The sequence below is a fragment of the Micromonospora wenchangensis genome, from assembly GCF_002210435.1.
Classification (GTDB): domain Bacteria; phylum Actinomycetota; class Actinomycetes; order Mycobacteriales; family Micromonosporaceae; genus Micromonospora; species Micromonospora wenchangensis.
In genome coordinates, this window is the sequence record NZ_MZMV01000029.1 from 64950 (window position 1) to 86643 (window position 21694).

Sequence of the window (21694 nt, forward strand, 5' to 3'; positions counted from 1 at the left end):
TCCACGTAGGTAACGTCTGCGGGGAGGACGGGGCCCGACCGCTGGTGCACGTCATCGAGCGTTGCGACAGACGATAGTCCCAACTGCCGGGAAACCCCAGATCAAAGGGGTTGTCTTCAGATAGGTAGAAGCTGGGAACCGGCTGGGACCACCGGCAGCACGAGCCGCGACGGATGCGATGGATCATGCAGGATCTGCCGGACCCCAGCGCGGAGCGTGATCGCCGCGCCGAGCGGCTCCCCGGTGCCGGGGTTGCGCGCGTAGCGGGGGTGGGCACCGCCGGACACCTGCACCCGCAGCCGGTGCCCGACCGCGAACCGGTGCGCCACCGGCCACAGCGGCACCGGCACCCGGGTCACCCCGTCCGGGTCGACCGGGAACCGGCCGGGGGCGACCCGGACCAGGCCGTCGCAGACGTTCCAGGACCGGCCGCGCCGGTCCACGTCGCACAACCGCACGAAGACGTCCAGGTACGACAGTTCGCTGCGGACGTGGATCTCGGCGTGCACCGGGCCGACCACCTCGACCGGCTCGGTCAGCACCGTGCCGGTGTAGACCAGCACGTCCGGCCGGGCCTCCACGGAACGGTTGTCGACCGGGCCGGCGCGCTGGGCCACCAGCAGCGGGCCGCCCAGCGACGGGGTGGGGTCGGCCGGGTCGTACCGGATGGTGTCCGGGGCCGACGCGGCCGGCGGCTGCGGGTCGAGCCGGCCCCCGGCGTGCAGGTGCCAGGGAATCGCGGTGGCCGGCGGCGGCCACTCGGGCAGGTCCCGCCAGCCACCGCCGTCCCCGCCGACGTGCACCCGCACCGGGGCGCGCGGCGACGGCGGCCGGCCGTGCAGGTGGGCGTCGAGCCAGCCCAACCCCTCCCGCAGCGCCTCGGCCAGCAGGCCGGGGCTGCCGTGCGTCCACGGGCCGACGGTGAGCCGGGTGGGCACGCCCGCCGCCCGCAGCGCGGCGTGGTCGGCGAGCTGGGCGGGAAGGAAGATGTCCTGCCAGCCGCTGACCATCGTCACCGGGGCGCGCACCTCGGCGATCCGCGCCCCGAAGACCCGGGTCCGCCAGTAGTCGGCGTCCGGGGTGTGGTGGCGCAGCCACTCCTGGAAGAACGGCACGGTCACCCCGGTCGCCACCCGGTCGGCCTCGGCCAGCGGCAGGTGGGCCAGGGCGGCGGCCAGCCGGGGCTGCCCGCGCTTGAGTTCCCACTGCCGGGCCAGCCACGGCACGGTCTGCGCCTGGAGCAGCTCGGCCCAGGTGAGCACCGTGTCCAGGGCGAAGGACTCCCCCGCGTACGTCGAGTCGCGGGTGGCCGAGGCGGTGACCACCGCGACCATCGCGGCCAGTTCCTCCCCCGCGTCGGCGGCCAGCGCCCACTGGACGAAACCCTGGTAGCTGGCCCCGAACATGCCGAACCGGCCGGTGTACCAGGGTTGCCGGCGCAGCCAGTCGACCGTGTCGAGGCCGTCGTCGCGCTCGTGCACCAGCGGGTCGAACAGCCCGTCGGAGCCGTCGGTGCCCCGGCAGGACTGGATCACCAGGTGGAAGCCGCGACCGGCGACGAGCCGGCCGAGCAGCCGCATCGGCCCGCCCCGCCCGTACGGCGTGCGGATCAGCACGGTCGGCGCGCCGGGCAGCCGGGGGGCGTAGTGGTCGGTGCGCAGCCGCGCCCCGTCGCGGGCCCGGACCACGATGCCCCGGGTGACGTCGACCCGGTGGGTGGCGGCGGCCGGCAGGCGCAGCACGGCGGCGGCGAGGCGGGCGAGCGACAGGTCCGGCACGGGCGCTCAGTCCGCCGGCCGGCGGGACGGCTCGGCGCGGGCGGCCCGCATCGCGTCGCGGTGCTCCCGCATCGAGGCGACCATGGTGGCCAGGAACCGGTGCACGACCGCCAACTCGTCGTCGGTGAACCGGGCCATCACCTCGTCGGTCCGCCGCCCCAGCGGGCCGAAGAAGCTCATCGCCAGGGCGGCCCCCTGGTCGGCGTAGTGCAGGAACACCTTGCGCCGGTCGGCGGTGTCGCGGTCGCGGCGGATGTGCCCGGCGCGTTCCAGCCGGTCGACCAGCGCGGTCACCGACCCGGAGGAGAGGTTGAGCTGCTCGCCGAGCCGGCCGGGGGTGATCGGGTCGCCGAGCAGTTCGGCGTCCATGACGGCGATCAGGGCGTGCAGGTCGGTCGGGTTGAGCCCGTGCAGGTTGGCGAACGCGTGCCCGATGTGCTGCGCGTCGACCGAGTACCGCCGCAGGTCGTTGGTGATGTCGGCCACCATCCGCCCGCGCGGGTCGTCCCGCCGCCGATACATCCCGTGCGTTGCCACGCCCGCCGTTGCCCCCTGTCGCTGCGTCCGGTTGCAGCATAGAACAACGGCCGATAATCTCGGCCATCAAGATACTCGAAGGACGGGCTATCTCGCCGTCCGCGTTCCCACCGACAGACCACGAGGGCCTCCGATGTCTCTGTTCACCCGCGTCGCCCGCAGCCGGCTCGCCGCCTGGCTCACCGTGGCCGCCGCGATCGTCGTCGGCGCGATCGTCTTCGGGCTCCCCAAGCCCGACAACCCCGCCCCCGTCTCGGCCACCGGCCTGTCCGTGCAGTGGCAGTCGACCCAGGTGGAACGCCTCCAGGACCAACTACCCGACAACGACGTCCAACCGGCGATCGTCGTGGTCAGCCGGGACGACGGCAGCCCGCTGACCGACACCGACCGGACCGCCGTCACCGACCGCGCAGGCGCGCTGGGCCGGCTCGCCGTCGGCGGCCAGGTCAGCCCGCCCCAGGTCTCCCCCGACGGCACCGTCGCGCTGCTCGCCGTCCCGCTGGACACCGCCGGCGGCCAGCAGGCCGTCGCCGACGAGGTGGCGAAGGTCCGCGACGCCCTCGGCGGCCTGCCCGACGGACTCACCGCCGCGGTCACCGGCGCACCCGCGTTCACCGCCGACCTGACCAAGGTCTTCGAGGGCGCCGACCTCACCCTGCTCGCCGTCACCGCCGGCGTGGTCGCCCTGCTGCTGCTGGTCACCTACCGCAGCCCGTTCCTGTGGATCGTGCCGCTGATCGTCGTCGCCGCCACCGAACAGCTCACCCTGCGGGCCGTCGACACCATCGTCCCCGCCGTCGGCATCAACCTCCAGGAAGGCGCGGTCACCGGCATCGCCAGCGTCCTGGTCTTCGGCGCCGCCACCGACTACGCCCTGCTGCTCATCGCCCGCTACCGGGAGGAACTGCGCCGCGACGAGGACCGGTTCGCCGCCATGCGCGCCGCCGTACGCCGGACCGCCGAACCCATCCTCGCCAGCGGCGGCACCGTCGTGCTCGGCGTACTCACCCTGCTGCTGTCCGAGCAGGAGACCAACCGGGCGCTCGCCGTGGCCTGCGCCACAGGCGTCGTGTTCGCCATGCTCTCCGCGCTGTTCGTGCTGCCCGCCGTGCTGGTCATCTTCGGCCGGGGACTGTTCTGGCCGTTCGTGCCCACCGTCGGCGGCCCGGCCCGGGAGGGCCGGCTGTGGGGCCGGCTCGGTGCCGCCGTGGTCCGCCGCCCGCTGCCGGTCGCCGTGCTGTCCACCCTGCTGCTCGCCGGCCTCGCCCTCGGCGGGCTCACCCTGCGCACCGGGCTGTCCGAGACCGAACAGTTCCGGGTCAAGCCCGAGGCGGTCGCCGGAGCCGAGACGCTGGCCCGCGCCTTCCCCGCCGGCACCACCCAGCCGGTGGCGGTGCTCACCAACCCGGCCGCCGCCGCCGAGGTCACCCGGACCGCCGCCGCCGTCCCCGGGGTCGCCTCCGCCCGACCCGGCGTGGCCGGCACCGCCGTCGCCCAGGTCGACGTGGTGCTCACCGACGAACCGGGCAGCCCCGGCTCCGACCGCGCCGTCGAGGCGCTGCGCGACGCGGTGGCCGCCGTGCCCGGCTCCGCGCCGCCGACCGTCGCGGGCACCGGACCGGCCGAGGGGGCCCTCGTCGGCGGCACCGTCGCGGCCACCTACGACTCCGACGAGGCCAACACCCGGGACCTGCGGCTGATCCTGCCGATCATCCTGGTGCTCGTCTTCGCCGTGCTGGTGCTGCTGCTGCGTGGCCTGCTCGCCCCGCTGCTGCTGGTGCTCACCGTGATCGCGTCCTTCTTCGCCAGCCTCGGCGCGGCATGGCTGCTCTTCGACCACGTGCTGGGCTTCCCCGCGCTCGACAGCGGGGTGCTCCTGCTGGCCTTCGTGTTCCTCGTCGCGCTCGGCGTGGACTACAACATCTTCCTGGTCACCCGGGCCCGCGAGGACGCCCGCCGGGCCGGCACCCGCGACGGCATGCTCTCCGCCCTGCGGGTCACCGGCGGGGTGATCACCAGCGCCGGCATCCTGCTCGCCGCGGTCTTCGCCGTCCTCGGCGTGCTGCCGCTGATCCTGCTCACCCAGATCGGCATCATCGTGTGCATCGGCGTGCTGCTCGACACGCTGCTGGTGCGCACCGTGCTGGTGCCGGCGCTGGCGTTCCTGCTCGGCGACCGGTTCTGGTGGCCCGGCCGGATCGACCGGGAGACCGACGACGCCGCCGAGGCGGCCACTCCCGCGCCGGCCGTCGCCGCCCGGGACTGACCCGCCCCTCCGACCCGGTCGGGGGTCCCCACCTGCACCAGTGGGGACCCCCGGCCGTCGGCGTACCCCGGTGGATGTGTCGCCCGTCACGGCCGCCCCGGTCACCGGGAGCAGTGCCCGGACGGGCCCGCACGGGCCCGCGTACGCTAGGAGACCGACCAGCAGGGTCGACTCCCCCGGCACCGACAGACCGAAGATCACTGCGGCCTCGTCCGCGGTGACCGTCGCGACGACCAGGTGCCCGGCCGGCCGGTGGGCCGGTCGGCCCGCCGGTGGACTCGGCAGACCCGCCGCTGGCACGGCCGGAACAGCAGTTCCGGCACAGATCCGGGCGGTGACGGGACGACCCCGACACCTGCCCCGGCAACCGCAGACAGGAGTATGGAGGGTATGCAGCTTCGCACCGACCTCCGCAATGTCGCCATCATCGCCCACGTAGACCACGGCAAGACGACCCTGGTCGACGCCATGTTGCGGCAGGCCGGCGCCTACGGGGCCCGTGGTGAGAACACCGAGCGCGTCATGGACTCGATGGATCTCGAACGGGAAAAGGGCATCACCATCCTGGCCAAGAACACCGGCGTGCGCTACCTCCCGGCCGACGGCTCCGACCCGGTCACCATCAACATCATCGACACCCCCGGCCACGCCGACTTCGGCGGCGAGGTCGAGCGGGGCCTGACCATGGTCGACGGGGTGGTGCTGCTGGTCGACGCCAGCGAGGGCCCGCTGCCGCAGACCCGGTTCGTGCTCCGCAAGGCGCTCAAGGCGCGGATGCCGATCATCCTGGTGATCAACAAGGTGGACCGGCCCGACGCCCGGATCAAGGAGGTCGTGGACGACACCTACGAACTCTTCCTCGACCTGGACGCCGACGAGGAGCAGATCGACTTCCCGATCGTCTACGCCTGCGCCCGCGACGGCATCGCCTCGCTGACCCAGCCCGCCGACGGCTCGGTGCCCGACGACAGCACCAGCCTGGAGCCGCTGTTCCGGACCCTGCTCGACACCATCCCGCCGCCCTCCTACGACGAGGGCGCCCCGCTCCAGGCGCACGTCACCAACCTGGACGCCTCGCCGTTCCTCGGCCGGCTGGCGCTGTGCCGGGTACGCCAGGGCACCATCGCCAAGGGCCAGACCGTGGCCTGGTGCCGCACCGACGGCAGCACCCAGCGGGTCCGCATCTCCGAGCTGCTGATGACCGAGGGGCTGGAGCGCAAGCCGGCCGACTCGGCCGGGCCGGGCGACATCATCGCCGTCGCCGGCATCCCCGAGATCATGATCGGGGAGACCCTGGCCGACGCCGAGAACCCGATCCCGCTGCCGCTGATCACCGTGGACGAGCCGGCCATCTCGATGACCATCGGCACCAACACCTCGCCGCTGGTCGGCCGGGTCAAGGGCGCCAAGGTCACCGCCCGGATGGTCAAGGACCGGCTCGACAAGGAGCTGATCGGCAACGTGTCGCTGCGGGTCCTGCCCACCGAGCGGCCGGACGCCTGGGAGGTGCAGGGCCGAGGCGAACTGGCCCTGGCCATCCTGGTCGAGCAGATGCGCCGCGAGTCCTACGAGCTGACCGTCGGCAAGCCGCAGGTGGTCACCAAGGAGATCGACGGCAAGACCTGCGAGCCCGTCGAGCGACTGACCATCGACGCCCCGGAGGAGTACCTGGGCGCGATCACCCAGCTCCTGGCCACCCGCAAGGGCCGGATGGAGCAGCTGGTCAACCACGGCACCGGCTGGATCCGGATGGAGTGGCTGGTGCCGGCGCGGGGCCTGATCGGCTTCCGCACCGAGTTCCTCACCGACACCCGGGGCACCGGCATCCTGCACCACGTCTTCGAGTCCTACGAGCCGTGGTTCGGTGAGCTGCGTACCCGCAACAACGGGTCGCTGGTGGCCGACCGCTCCGGCGTGGTCACCCCGTTCGCGATGATCAACCTCCAGGAGCGCGGCCAGCTCTTCGTCGAGCCCACCACCGAGGTGTACGAGGGCATGATCGTCGGGGAGAACTCCCGCTCCGACGACATGGACGTCAACATCACCAAGGAGAAGAAGCTCACCAACATGCGGGCCTCGACCTCCGACGAGACCGAGAAGCTGATCCCCCCGCGCAAGCTCTCCCTGGAGCAGGCGCTGGAGTTCTGCCGCGAGGACGAGTGCGTCGAGGTGACCCCGGTCGCCGTACGCATCCGCAAGGTGGTGCTGGACCAGACCCAGCGCGGCCGGATGGCCGCCCGCCGCAAGCACGCCGGCTGACCCACCCGCAGCCACACCCCGCCTCACCCGGAGCCCCGGTCCGCCTCACCCGGACCGGGGCTCCGCCCGTCCCCACCGTCGAGGCACCCCGCCCCGGGGGCCGCCGGCCCGCCCCGGCACCCGCCCCCCGAATGCCACCGGGCCACCCCGGCGCGCTCTGCGGCGGGAAGCCGCCGGGACCTCCCGGCAGGCCGGATTCGGCTAGCGTCACGGGCATGACCTGGGATGACCTCGACGCCCGGCTGGACCGGGTGCCCGGCACCGTCTCGGCGTACCTGGGCCGGCTCGACGCCCCACCCACCTGGACCCGCACCCCCGACGCCACCCACTACGCGGCCAGCACCATGAAGGTCGCGGTGCTGCTGGCCCTGCACCGGGCCGCCGGGGCCGGCACCCTCGACCCGGACACCCCGGTGCCGGTGGTCAACGACTTCACCTCGGCCCGGCCCGACGCGCCCCGGTTCACCTGCGCCCGGCCCTACGACAACGACGACGCGGTCTGGCAGCGCCTCGGCGGGCAGGCCACCCCACGCTGGCTGGCCGACCGGATGATCACCCGGTCCAGCAACCTCGCCACCAACCTGATCATCGAACTCCTCGGCCTGCCCGCCGTCGCCGAAGCCTGGCGGCTCGCCGGGGCCCGGCACAGCGTCACCGGCCGGGGCATCGAGGACGCCGCCGCCCGGGAGGCCGGCATCACCAACCTGGTCACCGCCGCCGACCTCGCCGCCCTGCTCGGCGGGCTGGCCCTCGGCGCGACCCGGCCCGGCCCGCTGGCCTCCCCGGCGGCCTGCACCGCCATGGTCGACGTGCTGCTCGACCAGCGCCACCGCGACGACCTCGCCGCCGGGCTGCCCGACGGCACCCGGATCGCCCACAAGAACGGCTGGGTACGCGGCGTACGGCACAGCGCCGGCGTGGTCCTGCCCGACGACGCCCCCGCCTACGTGATCGCCGTCTGCACCACCACCGACCCCGCCACCGCGCCCGACGACCCCGACGCCTGCCGGCTGCTGGCGGAGGTCTCGGCGACGGCCTGGGCCGCCCGGCACGACCTCACCGGCTGACCGGCACGGCGCTCAGTCCAGCAGATGAGTCCGCAGGGCGGCGCGGAGCTGCGGGGTCACCCCCAACCCGTCGGCCAGGTACGCGTCGAACGACCCGTGCCGACGGCGCACCTCGTCGAAGCCGGCGTCCAGGTACTCGGGGCGCACCTCCAGCACCGCCCGGACCGTCTCCGGGTCCAGCTCCGGCCGCCGCCGCAGCATCGCCGCCGACGCCTCCCCACGCAGCTCCACCGTCAACGCGTTGTGCCGCAGGTAGTCGGCCCGGACCGTCTCCTCGTCGACGCCCAGGGCGGTGAGCAGCACCACCGCCAGCCACCCGGTGCGGTCCTTGCCCGCCGAACAGTGGAACAGCAGCGGCAGGTTGACCGGATCGGCCGCCAGCCGCACCGCGCGGGCGAACCCCTCCCGGGCCACCGCACCGCTGACGAACCACCGGTACAGCTCCGCCATCGCCGCCGCCGCACCCCGCCGGGCCGCCTCGTCGTGGCCGGTGAGGTCGTGACCGAGCAGCACCGCCGACAGGTAGCCGAACCCGGGGTGCGCCGGGTCGAGCACCGGCAGCCGCACCAGGCTGGGGTCGCCGACCAGCCGGTTCGGCGGGGCGAGCGCCGTCTCGGTGTCGTCCCGCAGGTCCACCACGCAGGCCGGGGCGAGCCGACCCAGCACCGTCAGGTCGGCCTCGGTCAACCGACCCAGCGCCGGGGTACGGATCAGCCGGCCGGGGCGTACCCGCCGGCCGTCACGGGTGGGCAGTCCGCCCAGGTCACGGGCGTTCGGCGCACCCACCAGCGTCCAGCTTCCCACGGTCATCGGCGCGCTCCTTCGGTGACGACGTGCGTATAGGGTGCCGCACATGACGATCGCCGTGGTACGCACCCACCGGCTGTCCGCGCCGCTGCACACCCCGTTCGTCACCGCGCTGCGGCGTACCACCACGGTGGAGACCCTGGTGGTGGAGGTGACCGACGCCGACGGGCGGTCCGGCTACGGCGAGGCCCCGCAGGTGTGGCAGGTGACCGGGGCGTCGGTGGCCGGCGCGGAGTCCTGCGTCCGGGACGTGCTCGCCCCGGCGGTGGTCGGTCGGGACGCCGACGACGTGCTGGCCCGCTGCGCCGAGGTCGCGGCGGCGGTGGCCGGCAACGAGGCGGCCCGGGGCGCGCTGGACGTGGCGCTGCACGACCTGGCGGCACGGCGGCTCGGCGTACCCCTGGTGCGGTTGCTCGGTGGGACGGCGCTGCGGGTGCCGACGGACGTCACGCTGGCCGCCGGGGCCGGCGCGGACCTGGCGGTAGCCGCCCGGCAGCGGTGCGACGAGGGCTTCGACGTGCTGAAGCTGAAGGTCGGCACCGACCCGGCGGGCGACCTGGAACGGGTCCGCGCGGTCCGGGCGGCCGTCGGCCCGCAGGTGCGCCTGCGGTTGGACGCCAACCAGGGGTGGACGCCCCGGGAGGCGGTCCGGGTGATCCGGGGTGTCGAGGACGCCGGGCTCGACGTGGAGCTGGTCGAGCAGCCGGTGGCCCGGTGGGACCTGGACGGCATGGCCTGGGTCGCCGACCGGGTGGACGTGCCGATCCTCGCCGACGAGGCGGTGTTCGGGGTGCGGGACCTGGTCGCGGTGATCCGACGGCGGGCGGCCGACCTGGTCAACGTCAAGCTCGCCAAGTGCGGCGGCCTGCGCCCGGCGCGGACCCTGCTGGAGTTGGCCCGGGAACACGGCATGGGCACCCTGGTCGGGTCCATGATGGAGTCTCAGGTCGGGGTCGGCGCGGCGGCCAGCCTGGCCGCCGCCTACCGGACCAGCGCCGTGTCCGACCTGGACGCCGCCTGGTGGCTGGCCTGGTCACCGGTGCGCGGAGGGCTGCGTTACGAGGGTGCCACGGTGGTGCTGCCGGACGCGCCGGGGCTCGGCATCACCGCGGTGACCGAAACAAAGATTCAGCACCGAGGTTGATGATCGCAGATTTTCTTCCTATGGTCCGGGTGGGGGCACCGACACGTGAACCGGAGGTCGACGTGGAGTTGGAGCCGGGCCGGGAGGCCCTCGTCCGGGTGGCCGTCGCCACCCTCTGGACCGACCCCGGGGCGACCCGCCCGGTCGACCGGCCGGCCCTGGCCGTGCCCTCGGACACCGACGGCTGGATCACCGGGATGGACGCCAACCAGCGGGTCGGTGACTGTGTGCTCAGTCAACTGCTGCTCGGCGAACGGGTGCTGGTGACCGCGCTGCACCCCGACGGCTGGGCCCGGGTGGTCGCGGTGCAGCAGGCCGCACCCCGGCTCGATGCGCGCGGCTACCCCGGCTGGCTGCCCACCGCCCAGCTCACCCCGGCCACCCCCGACGGCGGCCCGGCCGACCCGCTCGTCGTCGACGCCGTCAGCACCGGCCTGCGGGTCGCCCCCGCCGGCCCGGTGGCCCTGGCCGGGGTCGTCCTCGGCACCCGGCTGCACCAGGCCGGCCCGGCCGTCGACGGGTGGCGGCCGGTCCGGGCACCCGGGCGGCCCGATCCGCTGTGGGTCGCCGAGACGGACGTCACCGACCTGCCGGCCACCCCGCCGACCGCCGACGACGTGCTCGCCGTCGCCACCCGGCTGCGCGACGTCGCGTACGTCTGGGGTGGGCTCTCCGGACACGGGATCGACTGTTCCGGCCTGGTCCACCTGGTGTGGCGACGGCTCGGCGTGACGCTGCCCCGCGACGCCGACGACCAGGCGGCGGCCACCACGCCCGTACCGGCCGGCGAGGAACGCCCCGGCGACCTGTACTTCTTCGCCCGACCCGGGCGGGACATCCACCACGTCGGCCTGGTGACCGCCGGCCGGGGGCCACGGATGCTGCACGCCTGCTACCGGCAGCGGCGGGTGCTCACCGAGCCGCTGCCACCGGACCGGGTCGCCACCCTGGTCGGCGTGCACCGGGTCTGACCGGGAAATGGGCGTCACCGCAGTGCGCGGTGACGCCCATCGGGGGCACTACGGTCAGCGGCGCGCCTCGACCAGCTCGCGCCGCCGGTCCCGGGACGACTTGACCAGGCTGGCCACCGTCGCCACGGCGAGACAGCCGATGATGACCGACAACGACAGCCAGATCGGGATGTGCGGGGCCCAGCCGATCGGCTCACCGTCGTTGAGGAACGGCAGGTTGTTGTCGGCCAGCGCCTCCAGCACCAGCTTGACGCCGATGAAGCCGAGCACCACCGCCAGGCCGTAGCTGAGGTAGACCAGCCGGTCAAGCAGCCCGCCGACCAGGAAGTAGAGCTGCCGCAGGCCCATCAGCGCGAAGACGTTCGCGGTGAAGACCAGGTACGGCTCCTTGGTGATCCCGAAGATCGCCGGGATCGAGTCCAGCGCGAAGATCAGGTCGGTGGTGCCGATCGCGATCATCACCACCAGCATCGGGGTGAACAGCCGCCTGCCGGCCTCGTGGGTGGTGAGCTTCGCGCCGTCGTAGTCCCGGGACAGCGGCAGCGCCTTGCGGCTCCACCGGATCAGGATGTTCTCCTTGAACTCGTCCTCCTCCGGCTCGCCCTGCCGGGCCAGGTTGACGGCCGTGTAGATCAGGAACGCGCCGAAGATGTAGAACACCCAGGAGAACTGGGAGATCAGCGCCGCGCCGGCGGCGATGAAACCACCCCGCATGACCAGGGCCAGCACGATGCCGATCAGCAGCACCTTCTGCTGGTACTTCCGGGGCACCCGGAACCGGGCCATGATGATCACGAAGACGAAGAGGTTGTCCACCGAGAGGCTGTACTCGGTGAGCCAGCCGGTGTAGAACTGGCCGGCCACGTCACCGCCGGCGGTGACCCACAGCCCCACCCCGAACAGCAACGCCAGGCCGACGTAGAAGCTGACCCAGAGGCTCGACTCGCGGACGCTGGGCTCGTGCGGCCGACGACCGATGATGAAGAGATCGGCGAGGAGCACCGCCGTCAGTGCGACGAGGGTTCCCGCCCACACCATTCCGGACACGTTCAATCCATTCCTCCGGCAGACACGCGGCGTCGGGCACACCGTACGCCGCGTGACGGCGAGGTGGGCGACGACGCACACACTGGTGACTGTCGGAGGTCTCTTCCGCCAGCGACCCGCGGGCGGGGCGCTGACCGGCGGAGCCGGGTCGAGCTGTCGGGGGACGCTCGACCGTGCTGACGACTCCGTCGCGGGGGAATACTCCCCTCCTCGGCCGCCATTGTTCACCATCGAGGGCTGCGGGCGCATCTCCTGCGGGGCGCATTGCCGGCAGCATCACGTTCCGACCTCCACCGACCTGGCCGTCCGCTTTCCTTCCGGTCACACCGGCTGGGCATCCTAGGAGGCTAGGTGTAGTGGTATACGCGCGGTTGATGATGTTCTGCGGTGATGGGGGAGGGAGTCGCCCCGGCGCGCCACGGGCGGGGCGCGGCGTGGCAGGCTGTCGGCATGGTGCTTGAGGTCGCGCTCATCGACGTACTGCCCGGACACGAGGACGATTTCGCCGCCGCCTACGCGCAGGCGCACGCCATCATCGTCGCCGCCGAGGGATGCCGCTCGGTCCGGATGACCCGGGGCATCGAGTCCCCCTCCCGGTTCGTGCTGCTGGTCGAGTGGGACTCGGTGCAGGCCCACGAGGACAACTTCCGGGCCACCGAGGCGTTCGGCAAGTGGCGGGCGCTGATCGGCCCGCACTTCGCCGGACCGCCCCGGGTCGAGCACTTCGTCGACGTACCGGCCTGAGCCGGGCCGGGACCCCGGTCCGGCCGGCGTCCCGGCAACTTTCCGAAAAAATTCACTCCGGTCGATCCGAAACTGTCGTACCCCTGGGTTACCGTGCGGCGCACGCGCGGCGACCGGTCCCGACACGTTCGGGGGTGCCGGGGCCGGTGGTCGCGCGGCGCACCGTCGTGGCCGCCGGCCGCCGGGCCGACCCCCGGTGACCGGCCGGCCCCGTCACCGGCCCGCGTGCGGGTTAATCCGTGGCGTCCGCAACGGAGGTCCGGTTGACTGCCCGGATGACCGCACGGGTGTTCCTGGTGACCGGGGTGAGCCGCCGGATCGGCATCGGCGCGGCGGTCGCCCGCACCCTCGCCGCCGACGGGCACCTGGTGCTGCTGACCGGGCTGCCCGGCTACGACGAGGCACAGCCCTACGGCGGCGACCCGCAGGGCGTACCGGCACTGCTGGCCGAGCTGGGCGGGGCCGCCGCCCACACCACCGCCGACCTGCTCGACCCGGCCGCCCCGGCCGCGCTGGTCGCCGAGGCGGTACGCCGGCACGGCCGGCTCGACGGTGTGGTGGCGACCCACGCCTACTCCACCCGCACCAGCCTGGGCGGGTTGGACGCCACCGAGATCGACAGGCACCTGCAGGTGAACGTCCGGGCCACCCTGCTCCTGGCCGACGCGTTCGCCACCGCCTTCACCGCCGGGTCGGGCGGCCGGTTGGTGCTCTTCTCCAGCGGCCAGCGCCTCGGCCCGATGCCCGACGAGTTGGCCTACGCGGCCAGCAAGGCCGGGGTGGAGAATCTCGCCGCGCAGCTCGCCCCACTGCTGATGCCCCGGGGGATCACCGTCAACTGCCTCAACCCCGGGCCGACCGACACCGGCTACGCCCCACCCGAGGCGCACGCCGCGGTGGCGGCACTCTTCCCGTCCGGCCGCTGGGGCACCCCGCAGGAGGCCGCCCGGCTGGTGCGTTTCCTCTGCTCACGGGAGGCGGACTGGATCACCGGCCAGGTCGTCGACTCCGAGGGTGGCTTCAACCGCTACCGGTGAGCCCGGACCAGCCGCCCGACCGGCGTCCTCCGGGGCGCAGGACGGCGTACCGGTGGCCTCCCGACCGTCCCACCCGGCCACGTCGCCCGCCGCCGGACCGGCCGGACCGGCGGCGAGGACGGCGACCCGGCGGCGCAGCAGCTCCACCGTCTCCGCCGCGCCGAGCGCGGCGGCGGACAGCCAGCCGGTCATCCGGTCGTAGCGCCCGACGTCGGCGTCGGAGGCCAGCCGCACGTCGGTGGTCAACGCCTCCAGCATCACGGTGCGCGGGTCGGCCGGGTCGGGGAACGAATAACACGAGAAGGCGGTCAACGGGTACGCCCCACCACGTGGGGCGGCCGTGCCCGGTACCACCCGGATCGTGACGTGCGGCAGCTCGGCCAGGGTCAGCAGGTGCTCCAACTGCTCGTGCCAGACGTCGGCGGGCAGGCCGGCGGGGTCGCAGACCCGCTCGTCGAGCAGGGCCGTGTAGTGCGGCGGGTCGGGGCGGCGCAGCAGCCCCTGCCGGGTGAGCCGGGCCCGCAGGTCCGCCTCGACGTCGACGTCCGGATGCAGCAGCCGGCCGGCCGTGATCCGCAGCCGGGCGTAGCCGGGCGCCTGGAGCAGGCCGGGCAGCACCGCCGGCTGGTACTCCACGATGCTCGCCGCCCCCGCCTCCAGCTCGGCGTAGGTGCGCTGCCGCTCGCTCATCTCGCCGAGCGCCTTCCACCAGCCGCGCCCGGTCGCCGCGTCACGGGCGATGACGATCAGCGCCTCACGCTGTGGCGACGGGACCTCGTAGATGTCGAGCAGGTCGAGCACGTCGGCCAGGTCGGGCCGGCTCTGCCCCAGCTCGATGCGGGACAGCTTGGAGGTGGAGGCCCAGCCCAGCCGGGCACAGACCTGTTCCAGGGTCAGCGCCTCCCGCCTGCGCAACTGGCGCAGCTCGGCGCCGAGCCTCGCGCGTCGAATGACAGGACTCGATGACAATGGCATCCCGGCCTCCCCACGAGGGAGGGTACGCAGGATCATCACCCAGGGCAACAGTTTGCTTGCACACCGCAACGCTTATCTGAGTCACCCTCGGAAGACGCCGCCGTCGGACGACCCCGAACGGCAGCCCCCCGTCTCCACGGCTGCCGTTCGGGGCACCCCCGGTCAGGGCCGGTAGGTGCCGAACGACCAGACGTTGCCGGCGAGGTCCCGGGCAGCGTAGTCCCGGGAACCGTAGTCGGTGTCGAACGGCTCCCGCACGATCTCCGCCCCGGCCGCCCGCGCGCGGTCGTGGTGGGCGTCCAGGTCGTCGACCGCCACGTAGACGGCGTAGTCGTCGTCGGCCGGCCGGTCCGGTCGCCCCCGGCCGGTGCCGAGCATGACGATGCCGTCGCCGAGCGCCAGTTCGGCGTGCGCCACCGTCTGGTCGGGGCCTTCGTGTACCGCGTGGACCCGGAACCCGAACGCGGTACAGAGCCAGTCGATCGCCGCCCGCGCGTCGGGATACCGGAAGCTCGGGTAGATGTTCGTCATGCGTCGAGTGTGCCGCCCGGTGCTCAGCCCGGATTGGACGAATGGGAACCCGGCCGACCCAGTGCCGCCGGGGTCGTCCCGGTGAACTCCCGGAACTCCCGGATCAGGTGCGACTGGTCGTAGTACCCCCAGCGCACCGCCAGCTCGGCCCAGCCGCCCGCCGGCCCCGTCCGGTCGTCCGCCGGCCCGGCGGGATCCGGCGGGACCGGGTCCGGCGGGACGGACACCGCGCCCTGCCGGCCCAGCGTCGCGGACGCCCGCTGGAAACGCAGCAGCCGGGCGGTCGTCTTCGGGCCCAGCCCCAGCTCCCGGCGGAACCGCGCGGCCAGGTGCCGACGGCTCCACCCCAGCTCACCGGCCAACGCGCCGATGCCGATCCGGCCGGCCGAGCCGGCGAGCCGGTCCCAGGCCCGGTCGAGGTGCGGATCGACCGGGTCGGCGTCCGCGAGCCGGGCGTCGAGCGCCGCGTCGAGCAGGGCGAACCGGTGGGGCCAGTCCGGTGCCCCGGCCAGCCGGGCACGCAGCCGGTCGAGCCACGGGTCGGGCAGCCCGTCGACCGCCACCGCCCGGTTGGCCAACTCCCCCAGCGGCACCCCGAGGACCCGGCGGGCCGCCAGCGGGGTGAGCATCAACTGCACCCCGGCACCGGCCCCGACCGTCGAGGTCGTGCAGTAGCCGTCGTACGGCCCGGCCACGAACGAGTCCACCCGGTACGCGCTGTGTGCCGCCGAGCGTGGGTTCAGCACGTCGAGCGGGGCACCCCAGCCGAGGACGAGGACCACGAACGCGCCGGCCGCCTCGTGCCTCACCAACGGCGGCGCGTCCCGCCCGGACGCCACGCCCACCAGAACGCCCTCCCGGTAGCCCACGTACCGGCCCACGACGGGACGCAGCCGTGTCGCCGGCACCCCGACACACACCTCGTCCAGCACCGGCCCGCCCGTCACTTCACCCCGGCGGCGTCCATCCCCCGCAACTCCTTCTTGAGGTCGGCGACCTCGTCACGGATCCGCGCGGCCAGCTCGAACTGCAACTCCCGGGCGGCGGCGAGCATCTGGTCGTTGAGCTCCTGGATGAGCTGTGCCAGGTCGGCGCGGGCCATCCCCTCCCGCGACGGCGCGCCGGCGGTGGCCCGACCTCGGCTGCGGGTCTCCTTGACCGGGGCCTTACCCCGGGACAGCTGCCGGGCGGCCCCGCCGACCCGGGCGCTCTCGGTGTCCTCCGCCTCCCGGTAGATGTCGTCGAGGATGTCGTGGATCTTCTTACGCAGCGGCTCGGGGCTGATCCCGTGCGCCTCGTTGTGCGCGATCTGCTTGGCCCGGCGGCGGTTGGTCTCGTCGATCGCCGACGCCATCGAGGGGGTGATCTTGTCGGCGTACATGTGGACCTGGCCCGAGACGTTACGGGCGGCCCGGCCGATGGTCTGGATCAGCGACCGGCCGCTGCGCAGGAAGCCCTCCTTGTCGGCGTCGAGGATCGCCACCAGGGAGACCTCGGGCAGGTCGAGACCCTCCCGCAGCAGGTTGATGCCGACCAGCACGTCGTAGTCGCCCTTGCGCAGCTCGCGCAGCAGCTCCACCCGGCGCAGGGTGTCGACCTCGGAGTGCAGGTAGCGCACCCGGATGCCGTTCTCCAGCAGGTAGTCGGACAGGTCCTCGGCCATCTTCTTGGTCAGCGTGGTGACCAGCACCCGCTCGTCGCGCTCGGTGCGCAGCTTGATCTCGTGCATCAGGTCGTCGATCTGCCCCTTGGTCGGTTTGATCACGACCTCCGGGTCGATCAGACCGGTGGGGCGGATGACCTGCTCGACGAACTCGCCCTGGGCCTGCTCCAGCTCCCACGGGCCGGGGGTGGCGGAGAGGAAGACCATCTGGCCGACCCGCTCCAGGAACTCGTCGAAGCGCAGCGGCCGGTTGTCGGCGGCGCTGGGCAGCCGGAACCCGTGGTCGATGAGCATCCGCTTGCGCGAGGCGTCGCCCTCGAACATGCCGCCGATCTGCGGGATGGTGACGTGCGACTCGTCGACCACGGTGAGGAAGTCGTCGGGGAAGTAGTCGAGCAGGCAGTGTGGCGGGCTGCCGGGCAGCCGGCCGTCGATGTGCATCGAGTAGTTCTCGATGCCGGAGCAGAAGCCGACCTGCCGCATCATCTCCAGGTCGTAGGTGGTGCGCATCCGCAGTCGCTGCGCCTCCAGCAGCTTGCCCTGCCGTTCCAGCTCGGCCAGCCGTTCCCCCAGCTCGGCCTCGATGTCCCGGGTGGCCCGCTCCATCCGCTGCGGGCCGGCCGCGTAGTGGGTGGCCGGGAAGATCAACAGATTGTCGACCTCCCTGACCACGTCACCCGTGAGCGGGTTGAGGTAGTAGAGCTTCTCCACCTCGTCACCGAACAGCTCGATCCGGACGGCCAGCTCCTCGTACGCCGGGATGATCTCCAGGGTGTCGCCCCGGACCCGGAACGTGCCCCGCTGGAAGGCCATGTCGTTGCGGGTGTACTGGATGTCGACCAGGCGGCGCAGCAACTGGTCGCGGTCGAGTTCCTGCCCGACGACGACCCGCACGGCCCGGTCGAGGTACTCCTCCGGGGTGCCCAGGCCGTAGATGGCCGAGACGGTCGCCACCACGATCGTGTCCCGCCGGGTGAGCAGCGACATGGTCGCCTTGTGCCGCAGCCGCTCGACCTCCTCGTTGATCGAGGAGTCCTTCTCGATGTAGGTGTCGGTCTGCGGAATGTACGCCTCGGGCTGGTAGTAGTCGTAGTAGGAGACGAAGTACTCGACCGAGTTGTGCGGGAGCAGTTCGCTGAACTCCTTGGCGAGCTGGGCGGCGAGGGTCTTGTTGGGGGCGAGCACCAGGGTCGGCCGTTGCAGCCGCTCGACCAGCCACGCCGTGGTGGCGCTCTTGCCGGTGCCGGTGGCGCCGAGCAGCACGGTGTTACGATCACCGCGCCGCACCCGGCGCTCAAGATCATCGATGGCGGCCGGCTGGTCGCCGGCCGGCTGGAACTCACTGACGACCTGGAAGCGACCGTCGAGCCGGGGAATGTCGAGCGCCATGGTCCCCACGGTACGCCGCGGGTCCGACACTTCCCCGCGATCGCCGGACAGCCCGGTGATCAGCTTCGATATTGCCATTGTGGCCCACATCGCAGCGGGCTAGCCTGGACACCGTAGGCCGCTCGCGGCGGCCGACCGCGGCGGTGGCCGGGCCCTCGACAGGCTCCCACCGCCCGGCACCTGGGGTCGCAGCACCCGGACATCACCGGCGTGCGCATCCCGCGTGGTCGCGCCCCTGGCGCAGACCGGCCGCCGCGAGCGCCCCTGCACGGGTCTCCCACCGCCGCCGGCACCCGAGGCCGCCCACCGGCACCCGAGGCCGCCCCCGCCCGCCCCGGCGGCGTCACTCCGCCCCGGCCGGCCCGTTCAACCACACGTGGACACCTCGCCCGACCAGCCACCACGCCCACCGGGAGCCGGTCCGGGCCGCCGCCGCTACGGCCGGCACCACCGCGACGCCGTGGAGGAGGACGCGCCGGGCCGGCGACGGATCACCCTGGTCGCCCTGGTCGTGGTCGCCGTCACCGCTGCCGCCGCCCTCGTGGCCGGCCTGCTCACCGGCGCATCCGCCCCGACCGCGACGACGCGGGCGCTCACCGACGACGAGGCCGAACGGCTCGCCGCCGTCCGGGTCGGCACCTACCGGGACGTCCGGGCCGGGGTACGGGTGGCCGTCGGCACCGGGGCCGGCCGCACCGACCTGGTCGGCTGGGTCGACTGGTCCCGCCCGCTGGCCTACCTCGACGTGGGCGGCCCGGGGGCCGGGCAGGACCGGGGCCTGGTGCAGGCCACCCCGTCGGCGGTGGTGCAACGCCCCAACCCCGCCGCGATCGTGAACCCGGCCCGGCCACCGCTGGTGCCGCCCGGTGACCGCTGGCGGCTGCGCAACCCGCCACCCGGGCGGGGGCTGGCCGGGGCGCTCACCGTGCTCTTCGCGCTCGCCGCCGACCGGGCGGCACCCGCCGCACCGCTACGTGCCGGTGGCGGCCGGTGGCTCGGCCGGGAGACCCTCGGCGGCGACCCCGTCGACGTCCTCCAGGCGGCGCTGTGGCCGGCCACCGCGCCCGGTGCCACTGCCACCGCGCTCGCCACCAACTCGTCCACCGCCACCGCGCCGGGTGGTCGTCCGGCCGCCGACGCCGACCCCCGCTGGTGGGTGGACCGCGACGCGCGGCTGCGCCGCTGGGCGGGACGGCTCGCCGACGGCACCCCGATGACGGTGGACCTGGACCGGGTCGACCGACCGACGCCCTGGCCCGTCGACGCGCTCGGTGGCCGACCCGGACTGCCCCGCGCCGCCACCGACGAGGAGACCGCCCGGCTGGGCCGGCTCGCCACCCGGCTGCGCGCCGGCACCGGGAGCGCGGCCGTCACCGTGACCGCACCCCTCGGCAGCGCCGCCAACCTGCGCGGCGGCGGCTGGCTGAGCTGGTCGGCCGGCGTCGCCTACCTGTCCGTCGCCGAACTGGACACCCTCGGCCGCCGGACGCTGCGGCGTCGGGACCGGGCCGGCTTCGCCCGGGCGGACGTACCGGTCGGACCGCACGCCGCGGCCGCCGGCCCGTCGGCGGCACCGCCGCCGCCGCTGCCGACCGGGGCGGGCTGGCGGCTCGCTGGCCAGCCGGTCGACGAGTTGGACGCGCTGGTCGACGCGGCGGTGCGGGCCGCCGGACCGACCCCGGACGCCACCACCACGGTCCACCTCCGCAGCGACCGACGGGCCGGTCGCCCGGTGGACGTGTTCGAGGTACGCCGCCAGGGCCAACGGCTGCGGTACTGGCTGGACCGTTCCGGCTTCCTGCACCGGTTGGAGCTGCGCACCACCGGCGGGCTGTGGGCGCAACTGGAGCTGACCCCCGGTCCCCTGCCGGCGGGGATCGTCCCCGCCCACCGGAAACCGCCCCCGCCCGCCCGGCCCCGTTGACCCGGCAGGACGGTCAGGGCCGCCAGCCGGTCTGCGCCGCCCAGTCCTGCGCCCGCAGGTACTCCTCGGCGAACCACGGGTCGTCGGCGGTGCCGGACCCCCCGCCGTCCGGCGCCGCCGCCGCCAGCTCCCGCTTCACCACCAGGTACGCCGCCCGGCGATCGGGGTCGGCACGCAGGTGGTCACGCATCAGCAGGGCGTGCCGCCAGCCGGCCGAGCCCGCCACCCGCAGGTGCACGGCGACCGGCCGGCCCGGGTCGGCGCTGCCGTGCAGCCGCTGCTCCCAGCCCTCGTCACCGCCCCCGCCCGGCCCGGCGTCGCGGCCCGCCCAGCGGGGGCGGTCCCCCCGCACGCCGGGCACCCTCGGGAAGCCGGCGTCGGCGAGCCGGCCCGCCAACGGACCGTCCGCCTCGGCCAACGACGACACGGTCACCTGCACGTCGATGACGTCCCGCCCGGCCAGCCCGGGGACGGCGGTCGAGCCGACATGGTCGATCCGCAGGTCGTCGGGGGCGAGCGCGTGCCGGATCCGGGCGGCGAGCCGGGCGTACTGCTGCGGCCAGGTCGGGTCCGGCTCGGTCGGCACCACCGGCCCCGGGGCCACCCGCTGTTCCCGCACGTTGCGCTCGTAGGGCACCAGGCGTGCCGACCAGAGAGCGTCCACAGCGGCGTGCAACTCGTCGAGGCCGCCGTCGTTGTCGAGCACCACGTCGGCCGCCGCGCGACGACGGGCGTCGTCGGCCTGCGCCGCGATCCGCCGCTCGGCCTCCGCACGGCTCATCCCCCGGGTCCGCATCAGCCGCTCCAGCCGGGTCGCCACGGCCGTCTGCACCACCACCACCAGGTGGTACGTCGGCGCGAGCCCCACCTCCACCAGCAGCGGTACGTCGTTGACCACCACCGCGTCGGCTGGGGCCGCGGCGAACAGCTCGGCGGACCGGGCACGTACCAGGGGGTGGGTGATCTCCTCCAGCCGGCGACGGGCGGTCGTGTCGGCGAAGACCAGCGCGCCCAGCGCCGCCCGGTCCAGTGCCCCGTCGGCGGTCAGCACCCGGTCGGAGAACGCGGCGACGATCGCGGCCAACCCCTCGGTGCCCGGCGCCACCACCTCGCGGGCGATCCGGTCGGCGTCGACGATCACCGCGCCCCGCTCGGCCAGCCGGGTCGCCACGGCGCTCTTGCCGGACCCGATGCCACCGGTCAACCCCACCCTCAGCACCGACCCAGTCAACCGGATCGCCCTCCCCCACACCACACCGCCCCACCCCACCGACTCGCCCCCCACCCACCCGCACCCGCACCGTCGCACCCGCGTCACCCCAGCCGCGTCGTCGCCGCGCAACGTCGCCGATACAGCGGCATCCGACGCCGGCAAGCCCGCAATGTCGGCGATGTAGCGGTATCCGCGCTGCGCGACAGCGCAATGTCGCCACACCTGAGTCGATCTCCGTCGCGAGGGCGGGCCGACCCGGACGGCAGCGACGACAGGGCAGGCCGGACGACCGGGCCGAGCCGAGCCGGACCGGGCCGAGCCGGGCCAAGCCGAGCCGGACCG

Annotated in this window: 16 protein-coding genes and 1 pseudogene; 8 read left to right on the plus strand and 9 right to left on the minus strand. The window is 74.1% G+C overall.

Going from position 1 to position 21694, the window contains the following annotated elements; genetic code table 11:
• Window positions 1-116: 116 nt before the first annotated feature.
• Window positions 117-1778, minus strand: coding sequence for a CocE/NonD family hydrolase (locus B5D80_RS18155; protein WP_088645072.1), 1662 nt, complete (start codon window positions 1776-1778; stop codon window positions 117-119).
• Window positions 1779-1784: 6 nt separating this feature from the next.
• On the minus strand, window positions 1785-2300 hold the full coding sequence (locus tag B5D80_RS18160; protein WP_088645073.1) for a MarR family winged helix-turn-helix transcriptional regulator: 516 nt from the start codon (window positions 2298-2300) through the stop codon (window positions 1785-1787).
• Window positions 2301-2448: 148 nt separating this feature from the next.
• Between B5D80_RS18160 and B5D80_RS18165 the strand changes: the two genes are divergently transcribed.
• The 3 genes from B5D80_RS18165 (at window position 2449) to B5D80_RS18175 (ending at window position 7907) form a co-directional block, all read left to right on the plus strand.
• Window positions 2449-4581 carry an MMPL family transporter gene (locus B5D80_RS18165; RefSeq protein WP_088645074.1) on the plus strand — a complete coding sequence of 711 codons (2133 nt, stop codon included), beginning with the start codon at window positions 2449-2451 and terminating at the stop codon, window positions 4579-4581.
• 390 nt (window positions 4582-4971) lie between these two features.
• The gene (gene typA / locus B5D80_RS18170) at window positions 4972-6840 is read left to right on the plus strand and encodes a translational GTPase TypA (RefSeq protein ID WP_088645075.1); all 1869 of its coding nucleotides are present in this window, start codon (window positions 4972-4974) and stop codon (window positions 6838-6840) included.
• Window positions 6841-7055: 215 nt separating this feature from the next.
• Window positions 7056-7907, plus strand: coding sequence for a serine hydrolase (locus tag B5D80_RS18175; protein WP_088645076.1), 852 nt, complete (start codon window positions 7056-7058; stop codon window positions 7905-7907).
• A 12-nt stretch (window positions 7908-7919) separates the two neighbouring features.
• Here the strand turns inward: B5D80_RS18175 and B5D80_RS18180 are convergent, their stop codons facing one another.
• Window positions 7920-8717, minus strand: coding sequence for a tyrosine-protein phosphatase (locus B5D80_RS18180; RefSeq protein ID WP_088645077.1), 798 nt, complete (start codon window positions 8715-8717; stop codon window positions 7920-7922).
• A gap of 43 nt (window positions 8718-8760) precedes the next feature.
• Between B5D80_RS18180 and B5D80_RS18185 the strand changes: the two genes are divergently transcribed.
• Together B5D80_RS18185 and B5D80_RS18190 are read left to right on the plus strand one after the other, a co-directional pair.
• A complete protein-coding gene (locus B5D80_RS18185) occupies window positions 8761-9858 on the plus strand; it encodes a mandelate racemase/muconate lactonizing enzyme family protein (RefSeq protein ID WP_088645078.1) in 1098 nt (365 codons plus the stop codon).
• Between the two features lie 20 nt (window positions 9859-9878).
• Window positions 9879-10829 (plus strand): C40 family peptidase, encoded by a 951-nt coding sequence (locus B5D80_RS18190; RefSeq protein ID WP_245854719.1) that lies wholly within the window; start codon window positions 9879-9881, stop codon window positions 10827-10829.
• A gap of 54 nt (window positions 10830-10883) precedes the next feature.
• Here the strand turns inward: B5D80_RS18190 and B5D80_RS18195 are convergent, their stop codons facing one another.
• A complete protein-coding gene (locus tag B5D80_RS18195) occupies window positions 10884-11882 on the minus strand; it encodes a TerC family protein (protein WP_088645079.1) in 999 nt (332 codons plus the stop codon).
• Window positions 11883-12326: 444 nt separating this feature from the next.
• Between B5D80_RS18195 and B5D80_RS18200 the strand changes: the two genes are divergently transcribed.
• Together B5D80_RS18200 and B5D80_RS18205 are read left to right on the plus strand one after the other, a co-directional pair.
• Window positions 12327-12620 (plus strand): antibiotic biosynthesis monooxygenase family protein, encoded by a 294-nt coding sequence (locus B5D80_RS18200; protein ID WP_088645080.1) that lies wholly within the window; start codon window positions 12327-12329, stop codon window positions 12618-12620.
• 275 nt (window positions 12621-12895) lie between these two features.
• Window positions 12896-13657, plus strand: a complete 762-nt coding sequence (locus B5D80_RS18205) for an SDR family oxidoreductase (protein ID WP_088645081.1) — start codon at window positions 12896-12898, stop codon at window positions 13655-13657.
• Between the two features lie 120 nt (window positions 13658-13777).
• On the opposite strand, the pseudogene B5D80_RS18210 reads toward B5D80_RS18205, so the two are convergent.
• The 4 genes and pseudogenes from B5D80_RS18210 to uvrB form a co-directional block, all read right to left on the minus strand.
• A pseudogene (locus B5D80_RS18210) lies at window positions 13778-14632 on the minus strand (helix-turn-helix domain-containing protein); the annotation flags it as partial.
• Between the two features lie 162 nt (window positions 14633-14794).
• Entirely contained in the window at window positions 14795-15163 is a 369-nt protein-coding gene (locus tag B5D80_RS18215) for a VOC family protein (RefSeq protein ID WP_088645083.1), read from the minus strand.
• A gap of 23 nt (window positions 15164-15186) precedes the next feature.
• Complete coding sequence (locus B5D80_RS18220) at window positions 15187-16071, minus strand: helix-turn-helix domain-containing protein (RefSeq protein WP_245854721.1); 885 nt, start codon at window positions 16069-16071, stop codon at window positions 15187-15189.
• 35 nt (window positions 16072-16106) lie between these two features.
• Window positions 16107-18215, minus strand: coding sequence for an excinuclease ABC subunit UvrB (uvrB, locus tag B5D80_RS18225; RefSeq protein ID WP_088645084.1), 2109 nt, complete (start codon window positions 18213-18215; stop codon window positions 16107-16109).
• Window positions 18216-18675: 460 nt separating this feature from the next.
• On the opposite strand from uvrB, the gene B5D80_RS18230 reads away from it, so the two are divergent.
• The gene (locus tag B5D80_RS18230) at window positions 18676-20139 is read left to right on the plus strand and encodes a hypothetical protein (RefSeq protein ID WP_211291564.1); all 1464 of its coding nucleotides are present in this window, start codon (window positions 18676-18678) and stop codon (window positions 20137-20139) included.
• A gap of 13 nt (window positions 20140-20152) precedes the next feature.
• Here B5D80_RS18230 and coaE read toward each other — a convergent pair whose 3' ends face one another.
• Window positions 20153-21358, minus strand: a complete 1206-nt coding sequence (gene coaE, locus B5D80_RS18235; protein ID WP_088645085.1) for a dephospho-CoA kinase — start codon at window positions 21356-21358, stop codon at window positions 20153-20155.
• Window positions 21359-21694 lie beyond the last annotated feature (336 nt).